The organism is Mesorhizobium sp. WSM4828, from assembly GCF_055811175.1.
The window spans coordinates 1-11,385 of record NZ_JBVVQK010000065.1; the positions used below are offsets into that span (position 1 = coordinate 1).

An 11,385-nucleotide genomic window follows, 5' to 3' on the forward strand; every position below is an offset into this window, starting at 1 on the left:
CGCCGGCCTGCTGGTCACCACCGAAGCCATGATCGCGGAGGCTCCGAAGAAGGAGTCGGCTGGCGGCGGCATGCCTGCCGGCATGCCTGGCGGCGGCATGGGTGGTATGGGCGGTATGGATTTCTAAGGTCCGCGCAGCACAACAATCTCGAGGGGCGGCAGCGATGCCGCCCTTTTTCTCTGACGCGGAGCCAAGCCCGATCGCTCATCACAAGGCTACATACGGCGGCACTTTCACGGCGGACACCGATGACTGACTTCATTCTGTTCGCCATGGTCGGTTTCCTTGCCCAGGCGGTTGACGGCGCATTAGGCATGGCCTATGGCGCGATCTCCTCCACCGTGCTGCTCTCCAAAGGTGCTCGCCAGAGGAAGCTACTGCCCACGTGCGGGCATAGTCTTTATAGTCTGAGGCATACTTTCGAGGACCGGGTAACGGCCACCGAGGGACCGGAGAAGGTGGCCACAAATGGATCCGGCCGAAATACGGCGCCGGAGCCTCGCTGACTCAAAAGCGCAAGTGGCTCCACAAGATCGCAGTTACTCCGCCCGTGGATGCCATCTTCCTGCTCCGGGGACACCTAGCATGAGGAACAACCTCACTAAGCTCCCAACCGTCTGACGCCATCTTGCATCAGCGTGGACAGCACCCGTTGCGCCCGTTCGCGGTTTCCGAGCTTCCGACGCATTTGTTCGACCTCGCACTCCAGCCTCTCGAACGTCGCCGTATAGGCCTCCCCATGACGGACGACCAAGTAGGCCGCGACCGCCAGACAGCGTTCGAGCTCCTCAACCGAGGCCACGCCATTGCAAGGTGCGCAACGCCCCTCTACGGCTGGCGAACCAGGCAATCGGCCAGCACGCGGCATCGCCCCGGAGCTATCCCTGATCGACAAATCTGAAGAGTTCACGAAGCTCGATTAGTGCGGAGGCCGGCGGCGGGGCCATTCCGGTCTGCGTCGAACCGGCAAACCCGATTTTGAAACACAGATCCGTTCGTCTCGCGCCCAACCCCGCGACCAAAACATTGTCCCCAAACTGCGGCGTACTACAGTGTGGCCCCATGTTCGCGCTCCTCTCGAAGGCTCAATCGGAGAGAGGTGGGTCAGATGGAAGAGAATAAAATGTCCCATGCGACGAGTTTCGGAAATGGCGTAGAAACGGGTTGAGAAGCTTGCGCGACTCGCCGTCGGCGCAGCCAAGCGTAGGGTGAGAATTCTACCCTCCAGCGCTACCGCCGTGCCAAGAGGGTGTAATTGGCGTGTGGCCGATCCCTATCCGGTCGTGTGTTCGGCGACCCCGTGCCGAAAGCGACGGCCACGGCCAAGACGGACAACTAGTCCGCACGTGCCGATGGTTCGATTCCCTTCGGGCACCATTTCTTTCCGCAGAAGCCTTATAGCCCAATGATTTCATGGGCGTAAGCGTTTCCCGAGGTACCCAATGAGGTCCACCGAGGGGAACACGAGAGATGATGATAGACCTCCCATGCGTACAACTGCGCAAAGGTCGATACCGCTACAGGCGCAAGGTCAGGCCAGATTTTGCGGCCGATAGTGGGCAAGACCGAAATCATTACGCTGCTGGGAAAGACCCACGCCGAGGTAATGAGGCGCAGTCCATGCGCAAGCCGAGCGCCAACTGGCGGCGGCGGAAAGAGCCATCGAGATCACCGGACCGTGGGTGAGCGACGCTCGGCTTGATCACAAATTCCCGGACATCCTTGTCGGTCACCCACACCGCAGGCCCAAAACCAAAGGCTCAGTCAGAAACTGCCGCTGATTGGGGACGCGCTCGAGGCGGCTCAGTAGGCCGTGAGGCTGCGCAGGGACAAGAGCTACTATTCCCAGCCTATGGTCGCACCGATGGCAGTGATGCGGCCTGAGCCGCTTTGATGAAGAACGTCCGGAAGATCGTAGCCGACAAGAAGGTGACGGTTCACAGCCTAAGGCACAGCATGACTGACAGGATCAGGCTGAGCGGCGCATCTACTGCCGAACGAATACCTCATCCTCGGGCGGTCCAGTGGCCCGGTAGTGGGAGGCTTACGGAGGCGACGAGGTCGGGTTGGAGGTTGCCACCAGGGTAATGCGAAGGGCGCTGCTGGGGGAGTGATCGCGGCGCTTCGCTTCATTTACTGCGCACTTCGGCGATGGGCACTCCATCGTGATGTTGGCACAGACTGTGATCGGCAAGCGTATTGATCACGGGACAGCTCTCAACGCGCTCGTGACGACAGCTGGCCATACGGTCAAGCTCGGCTTCAAGAGACTGTAGGCTGGCGATCATGCGCCGGACGTCTGCCAGTTTGGCAACCACGATGGCGTCGGCTTCTGCGCAGGGCTCGTTCGGCCTGTCCTGCAGTTTGAGGAGCGCATGGATGTCCTTCATGTCGAACCCTAACTCCCGCGAATGGCGGACGAACTTGAGCCGCCGCAAGGCACGCTCGTCATAGAGCCTTCGATTGCTTTCCGTCCGGGCCGGAGGATCAACGAGGCCGATTTGCTCATAGAAGCGGATTGTCGGGACCTTTATCCCGGTCATGTCCGCTGCGATACCAATAGAGACCGCCCGTTCCATTTTGTGCTTGCTCCTCTAGTCACTAGAGGATGTAGGAGCAGGGTCACCTTTTGCAAGCCGGTGAGGTTTCCAGTGACCGAAGCTCAGACCCGTTACCGCCTAACCGGCATGGACTGTGCGTCCTGCGCGTCCAAGATCGAGACGGCTGCGCGTCGCATTGACGGTGTTGAGGATGTTAACGTCTCGGTGGCGGCCGGCACGATGACCGTGCAACACCGCAACGATAGTGACCTTCCAGCGCTGGAGAGGTCAGTCCGAGGGCTGGGTTACGGCATCTCGCCTGCTACACGAAGCGCCACCAACAGCGCGGGCAATGATCGACCTGAACGTGCGGAAGGCTCGCATAGTGAGCATGGGGCCGAAGTTGAGGGTCCTTGGTGGAGGTCCAGAAAGGGACTGCTGACGATAGCCAGCGGCGTTGCGCTCGTCGGAGGCTACGGGATCGGTAGGGCACTGCCTCAGGTCGAAGCGTGGGCATTCATCGCCGCGATGCTCGTGGGGCTCATACCGATAGCATGGCGGGCCTTGATGGCGGCGCTGAACGGGTCGGTGTTCACAATCGAACTGCTCATGACCATTGCCGCAGTCGGCACCGTGATCATTGGGGCGACAGAAGAGGCCGCGACTGTCGTCTTCCTGTTTCTGGTCGGCGAGTTGCTTGAAGGCGTCGCTGCCGGACGTGCTAGGGCGAGCATCAAAAGTCTTACCGCACTGGTTCCCAAAACTGCTTTGGTCGAGCGCGACGGCCAGACCGAAGAGATCGCGGCCGATCAACTTGAAGTCGGGTCGACCATCCTCGTGCGGCCCGGCGAGCGCATCCCAGCGGACGGCACTATTGTCGAGGGCGAAAGCGCGATCGATGAGGCTCCGGTGACCGGCGAAAGCACGCCTGTCCGCAAATGTGCCGGGGAAAGTGTCTTCGCCGGTACGATCAGCACCGAAGCTGTATTGCGGGTCAAGGTTACGGCGGCAGCAGCCGACAACACTATCGCGCGTGTGGTCCGGCTGGTCGAGGAGGCGCAGGAAAGCAAAGCCCCCACGGAGCGCTTCATAGACCGGTTCTCACGCTACTACACTCCCGGGGTGCTGGTTGTTGGAGCCTTGGTCGCGGTGCTGCCGCCGCTATTGTGGGGCTCTGATTTGAGGGAATGGGTCTACAAGGGTTTGGCCATTTTGCTCATCGGATGTCCCTGCGCATTGGTCATCTCAACCCCTGCAGCGATCGCGGCCGCACTTTCCGCAGGCGCGCGGTGTGGGCTTCTCATCAAAGGCGGTGCCGCCCTCGAAATGCTAGGCTCGATCACGGCAATGGCGCTCGACAAGACCGGGACATTGACCGAAGGCAACCCCAAGGTGACCGACGTTGTCACGTTTGATCGCAGCGAACGCGAGGCGCTGTCGATGGCTGCTGCCTTGGAAACTGGTTCGACCCATCCGCTGGCAATGGCGATCCTCGACAAGGCAAAGGTCGATAAGGTGCCGGTGCCTCCCGCCTCCGAGGCGTCCGCGATCGGAGGCAAAGGCGTGATCGGCAAAGTTGGCGGAAAGAAGGTTTTCCTTGGCTCTGCGCCGGCGGCGGAGGAAACAGCGAAGTTGGACGGCGATCGACTGGGTCGCATTGCCGCGTTCGGCGACGAGGGGAAATCGGTATCCGTTCTGCTGGTAGATGATCGGCTTGCAGGGATCATCGCGATGCGCGACGAACCTCGTGCCGATGCCAAGGAAGGTTTGGACGCGCTCAGGGCCGCTGGAATTGAGACGGTCATGCTGACTGGCGACAATCGGCGCACCGCTGAAGCGGTCGGCAAGACGCTCGGTCTACCCGTCAGGTCGGAGATGCTGCCGGAAGACAAGCAGCGCGTCGTCAGGGAGCTTCAGGCTCAGGGCAAGAAAGTCGCGAAGGTAGGTGATGGCATCAACGACGCGCCCGCGCTGGCTGCTGCAGAGCTCGGGATCGCTATGGGCGGTGGTACTGACGTGGCGCTGGAAACGGCGGATGCCGCAGTGCTTCATGGTCGCGTGCGAGACCTTGCGGACATGGTCGACCTTTCGCGGCGAACCATGACCAACATCCGACAGAACGTTACGGCGGCGCTCGGGCTCAAGGCCGCCTTTCTGGTCACGACGGTGATCGGCGTGACGGGCCTATGGCCGGCCATCCTCGCCGACACTGGCGCGACCGTGCTCGTCACGGCGAACGCCATGCGGCTGCTGGGTTGGCGAGGGCACCGTCAATCGGTGTCCCCAAGCAGGAGCGAAAGTTGAGCCCCGGGGTTCGGGAACGCATCCTCGAAATGCACCATGAATGTCGCCCAAGCTTTGAAAATCCGCATGATCGCCAAAAGTTGAGGAAGCTGGTCTCGAAGATCAGGTTGGCCGAGCTCTTCAGATAGAAACTGATCGTGTTTCCATTTGCGCCGCCCGCTGTCCCGGCTCGGTCGGTTCCGCTTGCGAAGTTCGTCCAGCACGCCATGAGGCAAGCGATCATAGACGATCTTGTTGGTCAGCTTCCCGACCAACGGGGTCTTGGCTTTACCAACCGGGCAGCTCCAGCAACTTAGGCGGTAGAGCTGTCGGTAGTACTCGTGGGAACGCCGTGCCCATGCAGGGGTCGGAAATATTGGTTCAGCGTTTCTCCGCCTTATTCCTTCGCCGGGTAGCCCAGTCTCGTATTGAGCGTCAGGTATCGAGACTTTCTTCCCATTCGCTCCAGCAGGGGAACGGCCGCTTAATGCTCTACATGCTGTAGTCAACCAATGTCGTCGGGTGAGCTAGCTGTGAGCTTTCGGGAGGTTGTCCATTCGGACCGGACCGGGGAGACTGGAGTTACCAGGCTTCAGCACTCACCGGAGGGTCGAATGAACATCCATAAGAATGCCCGTCTCACGCCGCTGCGTCGAGAGGAGATGGCGCTGTCGGTGATAGAAGGCGCTTTCTCCAAAGCCCATGCGGCGCGTGTCTACGGCGTGTCGGCCAAGATCGTGGCTCGCTGGGTCGAGCGCTACAAGTCCGAAGGGCGGGCCGGCATGATCGACCGTTCCTCGCGGCCCGCCCATATGCCACAGGCCACCGCTGCGTTGATCGCCGAGCGCATCATGGCGCTGCGGCGGCAACGTTGGACCGGCAAGCACATCGCCCATGAGGTCGGCGTCTCGCCCGCCACCGTTAGCCGGGTTCTCAAGCGTGCCGGACTGTCGCGGTTGCGGGATATCGAACCGGCCGAGCCGATCCGACGCTACGAGCGCGAGCATCCTGGCGAGATGATCCATATCGACATCAAGAAGCTCGGTCGTTTCGAGCGCATCGGTCATCGCATTACCGGCAAGCGCACCGGCAATGCCAGCTCGCGCGGTAGCAGTTGGGAGTTCGTCCATGTCTGCGTCGACGACGCCTCCCGCATCGCCTTCTCGCAGATCCTGCCCGACGAGAAAAAAGAAAGCGCCATCGCCTTCCTCAAGGCGGCGGTGGCCTACTACGCCAGCCTCGGCGTCACGATAGCCCGCGTCATGACCGACAACGGCTCCTGCTACAGGTCAAAGGCCTTCGCCAAGGCCTGCCGCGATCTCGGCCTCAAGCACGTCACGACAAGACCCTATACGCCCAAGACCAATGGCAAGGCCGAGCGCTTCATCCAGACAGCACTGCGCGAATGGGCTTATGCCATCGCCTATCCGACTTCAGATCACCGCGCCGCAGAGTTGCCGGTCTGGCTGCACAGATACAATTGGCACCGTCGCCACGGGAGCCTAAAGTCCAAAACACCTATCAGTCGCCTCGCTCTAACCGAGGACAACCTGTTGAGGCTCCACAGCTAGCGGATCCCGCTGGGCCAGTCGAATTCCACTGTACACACGGCACTGGCCTACCACTGACTTCTCGATGGCCTGGAGCAGCGTCTGCTTGAGGTTCACGAACGCCCTGTAATGTTCGCAGGACGGCGCTACCAGGGCCTGGTCAGCGTCTTGTGCAGCTTTTGAGCGTCTTCAAGGAAACGCTGTATCTCCGCTTCTGAAAGCTGTTTGGATTTCTTGTGCCTTGCCATTGGCGACCTCCATTACGGAATCGCCGCACCGGGCACACGTCAATACCGATTTCTAGGGATGGAAAAAGCCGACGGCATCGGCAAGCTATGGCAAGGAGTAGCTGCCATGAACGCCTTAACCTATCGGTTATCAGAAGACGACACCGGAACATGGACAATCGTTTTCGAGCCCGACGATTTACACCTCTACATTGAAGCACCGAGGACAAACACCGACCCAGCCAACTGGATGTCGATCGACGACTTCCTTGCGAGACGGCCGATTGGCCCGGCTCACTTACGAGCGCTCGACAATCTGGTCTCGCTGCTGCGGACGGCTCTCGCGAAGAACGAATGCTCGCGAACAGTCTCGGTTGAGCAGGCGGACGATTAGGCTCGCGGACGAGTGGCCAAGCCAATTAACATCGGCGCCAATACCGAGCAGGTCGCGCGTGGCGGACAGACGCGAATCCACAGCAAACGAGAAGCCGAGCGGTGAACTGCCTGCCATCGGAGAGCGTCACGACTGCTCCTTGGCGGCTGTTGGTTGCATTCACGACCGAATGGCCGCAGAGCAAGCGGCATGGTCCTGCGCGCGGACGATTTTGAAAAGGGCATCGCGAATCCGGCAATTTTGGGACGAGAACTCCCTATCGTTGCCCAGATCCGTTGGGAGAATCGAAACGCAGAGCGAAAGCGCTCGATCCGTTGAGGACGCGTGCGCCTTGAAGTGGGATTTGTCCGAAGCGGGCATCACATAACAGGCGCCGAGCGCGCGAAGAATTCTAATCGAGGCGAGCCAAGACCAGGTTCTTGCTCCCTTGTGTTTTGAGGCGATGCGGCGTTAACGCTCTCCGATGGCAAGCCAGTTGACCGCTCGGCTTCTCGTTTGCTGCGGATTCGCGTCTGTCCGTGCCATTTTCAGCATCCACCTCGACTTCGCCACGCTCGCTCAGCCGAAAGGGAATCGCCTGACCCGCTCACCCCGTCCTAAATTGCCGGATTCGCGATGCCCTTTTCAAAATCGTCGGCGTGCAGGATCATGCCCGCTTGCTTCCCGCAGGTGCGGGTCGGCGCGGCTAGATGACGAGGGCCGCGATGTTGTCGGTCTGATCCGCCGATACTGAGCAGGTCGCGCGTGGCGAGGACTGGGTCGCGGATCGGTCCTTCCACCAACATCTCACCAAGAGCTTGACTGGATCACCGGAAATGGCAGCCACCAAGAAGGTCGTACGCAATGCGAGGAGCGAGAACTCCCAGTGGTTGCCCAGATCCGTTGGGGGAATCAGCTGTCATCGGAGTGGCCATCAGCGTGGCGCCATCGCGTAGGCTCTCCAGTACCCAAGCACGAACTGCGAAATAAAAAAAGCGCCTTTGATGCTAGTTAAGCACGACGCGCACAAGCTATGGCCGCCTAAATAAGTGGCAAGTCGCCTCATCAGCGGCAGATGCTCACAAAGCCGTTGCTTGACCGCTCTAGCTGGCAAGTAAGCGGTCGATCGGGCCGTTGCTGCGGCGCGATCTCGCGATCCTGGGAACGGAACTGCTGCTGCTGTTGCTGTTGCTGTTGCTGTTGCTGTTGCTGCTGCTGCTGCTGCTGATATTGCTGCCGCCGCAGCCTGTTCTCCAGCATCAGTAATTCGTTCCGCTCGACCAGCGCATTGCGATTGGCGGGGTTGAGGACTGGTGCCGAGGCGACCGGATCCGGCAACGTCGCCGTTCCCAGCATTCCCGACATGAAGATAGTCAATAGGCGAAATCGCGACATCCATTCACTCCTGCAACAAAACTTTGGAATACTCCGCTCACCTAGGCAGATAGCCAGCCAACCAACGGGTTTCTCACCTCGGCTATTCAGCTTTCCAGCAGCCACACTTGCATCGAGCCTTTTGCCCGATTATTCCAGAGATAGTATGGCACGGCGGTTAGCCGGCAGTCGGAAGCGGTGGGGGGCGTATTCCTGTATAGGCTGTCTCCCCAGCCCTGGTCTTCGACGCGCTGCGCGGAGGCAGTCAGCGTGACCACACCATCGAAAAGATCGCCCCGTTCCATCGTTTCGATCTTGGACTCTCGCGGCAGTGTGAGCTGCTGCACGGGCGCCCCGGGATTGTCGATCTCTTCAACGCAATAAACCAATGGTCCGCGCTTAAGCGCCACCCGGCCGATATCCTGCCTGACCAAGGGATGAGCATAGATGCGCTCGGGAGACATCGGTAGCTCGAGGGCGATTATGTCTCCTAGAGTCCATAGCCGCGAGATTAGAAGATAGCCATTTCTGGTGCATGCTGTCACGTCGACCACATGTCCCCCGACCGAGGCTTTGGCTTCATGAGCCCAGCCGGGAATGCGCAGTTTAACGGTGAACTCGGCCGGCGCGTCAGGGCTGACCTCTATCCTGATCGAGCCGAATAGTGGATAGGCGCTGCTTTCCCGTAGGAACACGTTTGACCCAGCGAGCTGGATGTTTGTCGAAATGCCGCCGTAGAGATGGAAGGCGATTGCGTCTTCGCTGGCCGAGAGGAAATAGCCTCCGACCGAAGCGATCAGACGCGACAAATTCATCGTGCAGCATGGGCATGTGTGCCAGGCCCATCGGCTGTGTCGCCCATCGCTGTCCAGCGGATTGGTATAAAAATAGTGCTGGCCATCGCGTGACAGGCCGGTCAGCGCGCCGTTAAACAACGCCTGTTCCATGACGTCGGCGTAGCGACCGTCGAGATCGAAATGCAGCATGCGATGCGCCCAAAAGATCAGCGCTATCGAAGCGCAGGTCTCCGCATAGGCCGTATCGTTCGGCAGGTCGTGGTCCTCGGTAAAGCCTTCATTCCCGCCAGCCGGTCCCAACCCGGAGGTGATATAGATCTTCGAGGAGATGACGTCGCCCCAGAGCACCTCGCATGCTTTCTTGAGGCTGTCGTCATTCAGTTCCGCCGCGAGGTCGGCCATGGCAGAAAACATGTACATAGCCCGGACGGCATGTCCGACCACAATGGTCTGCTCGCGCACCGGCCTGTGCGATTGGCTGTACTCAAATCGCTCCTTCCAGAAATCCTGAGGACTCTCCCCGCGCGCGATCGCTTCCTGATCGAAGTAGTGCGGCTGGCACCCGCGCTCGTTGATGAAATAGGCCGCGAGGTCGAGATGCTTTCTATCTCCCGTCAAGCGATAGAGCTTAACGAGAGCAAGCTCGATCTCCTGATGGCCGCAATAGCCGCGCTTCTGGCCGGGGTTCGGGCCGAAGGTCTTGCGCACATGGTCGACATAGCGCTCGAGGATGCCGAGGAGCCGGCGCCGGCCAGTCGCGACGAAGTAGGCGATGCCGCCCTCAAGCAGATGTCCAAGATTGTAGAGTTCGTGATTATCGCGCAGGTTGGTCCAGCGCTTGTCTGGGTCGCGCTGCAAGTACCAGCAGTTCAGATAACCGTCGGGAGCCTGCGCCTTTTCGAGATCGTCGACGATCTTCTCGATCCCGGCCACGATATCGGCGTCGCTCCTGTGTGACAGCGCATAGGATGCCGCTTCGATCCACTTGCCGACGTCGGAGTCCCAGAACAGCTGCACGAAATCCTGCTCGTCGTCTGGGAACCGCAGCGGCGGCGGCCGGTTCGGCAGGGTTAGGGACTGCAAGATACCATGCTTGCCAAGCTGGACGTGCTGGCTGGGGATGGTCCGTGTCAGCACCGTCTCTAGCCGCTCGCGCCAAAATTGCCCCTCCAGCGCCACATCGACGAACCGAACTGGCTTGAACTCGTTCATTCGAACGCATCCGTTCCTGCAACGAAGTGGGCCGACGTTCTCATCGCTCCGACGATGCTCGCCAAGACCAGTGAACATGGCCAGCGCCTGACGCCGCTCAGCTGCCGTCCGGCGATCATCTTAAGCACGCGGTGAGCAGCCTCGCGTCCGAGGGCCTCGGGTTCACATCGACCCTGGTCAGTTGCGGACGCGCCTCAAGCCCCATGACGTCCTCAGATCTAGCGATGGCCACATCGGCATGTACTAGCGGGCCTATCTCGCGCAGAGGGTCGCACGCGCCCCGGGCGATCTGACCATTGCCGCGGAAAGTCGCGTTCAACGTTTGCTCACAAGAATGCGGCCGCCGCCTTGCGCAGCGACGCCTCGGCCCACTTTTGGCTTTGGCCGTTCTTCGTGTGGGTCTTGATCCAGACCGATCGCCGAGGCGTTCGGCGGCGCGATTCATCAAGGTAGGCATGGTATCTCCCCTTGAAAGACTGGCCGATGAAACCATGCCGATGACTAGATAACCCTGATCTGGGTCAAGCGGCATGAGAAATCCGGCGACCGCGGCTCGAGGATCAGCCGCCTGGGCGATGTAATCCTTCGAGCGACAAAGGCTTTTCACAGCAGCGTCAACCGGCGGCAGGTGAAGCTGCTTATGCCACCTCAGCAGTTGTTCCAGACGACTCGGCTTACCACCGGCATCCGCACAGTCGTCTGCACAGCGGCTTGAGTCAGCGTTCTGGCTTGTCGTCCTGGTCGATAAGGATACGCTCTGCTGCCCCGTCGAGATCCTCGTATTGACCGCTTTTCAAGGCCCATAGGAAGCCCGACAGCCCAAGCGCGCCGAGGAGCAGAGCCCCAGGTATCAAATAGGCTAGCGTCGTCATTACAACTGTGCCAATCCGCCACTGTTGGAGTGTTTATCATTGGGAACAGTTCTCGTTGGTGCGTCCAGTACAAAGCCTTCCAGGCGTAATGCATTTCCGATGACAAGCAGCGACGAGGCGGACATCGCGATTGCGGCGATCAACGGTGTGACGTGC

The 11,385-nt window shown here is 60.2% G+C and carries 9 protein-coding genes and 1 pseudogene; 4 read left to right on the top strand and 6 right to left on the bottom strand.

The features are described from left to right. Positions 1-249: 249 nt before the first annotated feature. Positions 250-360: pseudogene (locus AC0L2X_RS31930) on the top strand (sulfite exporter TauE/SafE family protein); the annotation flags it as partial. A 1,770-nt stretch (positions 361-2,130) separates the two neighbouring features. Here the strand turns inward: AC0L2X_RS31930 and AC0L2X_RS31935 are convergent. Continuing rightward, positions 2,131-2,580, bottom strand: coding sequence for a MerR family transcriptional regulator (locus AC0L2X_RS31935; protein WP_473601143.1), 450 nt, complete (start codon positions 2,578-2,580; stop codon positions 2,131-2,133). 108 nt (positions 2,581-2,688) lie between these two features. On the opposite strand from AC0L2X_RS31935, the gene AC0L2X_RS31940 reads away from it, so the two are divergent. Further along, positions 2,689-4,845 (top strand): heavy metal translocating P-type ATPase, encoded by a 2,157-nt coding sequence (locus AC0L2X_RS31940; protein ID WP_473601152.1) that lies wholly within the window; start codon positions 2,689-2,691, stop codon positions 4,843-4,845. Here AC0L2X_RS31940 and AC0L2X_RS31945 read toward each other — a convergent pair. Next, the gene (locus tag AC0L2X_RS31945; protein WP_473601144.1) at positions 4,812-5,333 is read right to left on the bottom strand and encodes a P63C domain-containing protein; all 522 of its coding nucleotides are present in this window, start codon (positions 5,331-5,333) and stop codon (positions 4,812-4,814) included. The two genes, AC0L2X_RS31940 and AC0L2X_RS31945, sit on opposite strands and share 34 nt — an antisense overlap. A 105-nt stretch (positions 5,334-5,438) precedes the next feature. Between AC0L2X_RS31945 and AC0L2X_RS31950 the strand changes: the two genes are divergently transcribed. Both AC0L2X_RS31950 and AC0L2X_RS31955 read left to right on the top strand, forming a co-directional pair. Further along, positions 5,439-6,395 (top strand): IS481 family transposase, encoded by a 957-nt coding sequence (locus AC0L2X_RS31950; RefSeq protein ID WP_473601145.1) that lies wholly within the window; start codon positions 5,439-5,441, stop codon positions 6,393-6,395. 285 nt (positions 6,396-6,680) lie between these two features. Next, positions 6,681-6,995, top strand: coding sequence for a hypothetical protein (locus AC0L2X_RS31955; RefSeq protein WP_473601146.1), 315 nt, complete (start codon positions 6,681-6,683; stop codon positions 6,993-6,995). Positions 6,996-7,591: 596 nt separating this feature from the next. Here the strand turns inward: AC0L2X_RS31955 and AC0L2X_RS31960 are convergent. The 4 genes from AC0L2X_RS31960 to ccoS form a co-directional block, all read right to left on the bottom strand. Further along, on the bottom strand, positions 7,592-7,774 hold the full coding sequence (locus AC0L2X_RS31960) for a hypothetical protein (protein WP_473601148.1): 183 nt from the start codon (positions 7,772-7,774) through the stop codon (positions 7,592-7,594). 265 nt (positions 7,775-8,039) lie between these two features. After that, positions 8,040-8,369 carry a hypothetical protein gene (locus AC0L2X_RS31965; RefSeq protein WP_473601149.1) on the bottom strand — a complete coding sequence of 110 codons (330 nt, stop codon included), beginning with the start codon at positions 8,367-8,369 and terminating at the stop codon, positions 8,040-8,042. A gap of 86 nt (positions 8,370-8,455) precedes the next feature. Next, positions 8,456-10,357: a glycoside hydrolase family 127 protein gene (locus AC0L2X_RS31970; protein ID WP_473601150.1), complete on the bottom strand. Its 1,902-nt coding sequence runs from the start codon at positions 10,355-10,357 to the stop codon at positions 8,456-8,458. 716 nt (positions 10,358-11,073) lie between these two features. Further along, positions 11,074-11,229, bottom strand: a complete 156-nt coding sequence (ccoS, locus tag AC0L2X_RS31975; protein ID WP_473601151.1) for a cbb3-type cytochrome oxidase assembly protein CcoS — start codon at positions 11,227-11,229, stop codon at positions 11,074-11,076. Positions 11,230-11,385 lie beyond the last annotated feature (156 nt).

What these genes read in the sequence shown, in the direction of transcription:
- AC0L2X_RS31935 (WP_473601143.1), bottom strand. Translation starts at nt 2,580, where the DNA reads ATGGAACGGGCGGTCTCTATTGGTATCGCAGCGGACATGACCGGGATA.
- AC0L2X_RS31940 (WP_473601152.1), top strand. Translation starts at nt 2,689, where the DNA reads ATGGACTGTGCGTCCTGCGCGTCCAAGATCGAGACGGCTGCGCGTCGC.
- AC0L2X_RS31950 (WP_473601145.1), top strand. Translation starts at nt 5,439, where the DNA reads ATGAACATCCATAAGAATGCCCGTCTCACGCCGCTGCGTCGAGAGGAG.
- AC0L2X_RS31955 (WP_473601146.1), top strand. Translation starts at nt 6,681, where the DNA reads ATGGAAAAAGCCGACGGCATCGGCAAGCTATGGCAAGGAGTAGCTGCC.
- AC0L2X_RS31965 (WP_473601149.1), bottom strand. Translation starts at nt 8,369, where the DNA reads ATGTCGCGATTTCGCCTATTGACTATCTTCATGTCGGGAATGCTGGGA.
- AC0L2X_RS31970 (WP_473601150.1), bottom strand. Translation starts at nt 10,357, where the DNA reads ATGAACGAGTTCAAGCCAGTTCGGTTCGTCGATGTGGCGCTGGAGGGG.
- ccoS (WP_473601151.1), bottom strand. Translation starts at nt 11,229, where the DNA reads ATGACGACGCTAGCCTATTTGATACCTGGGGCTCTGCTCCTCGGCGCG.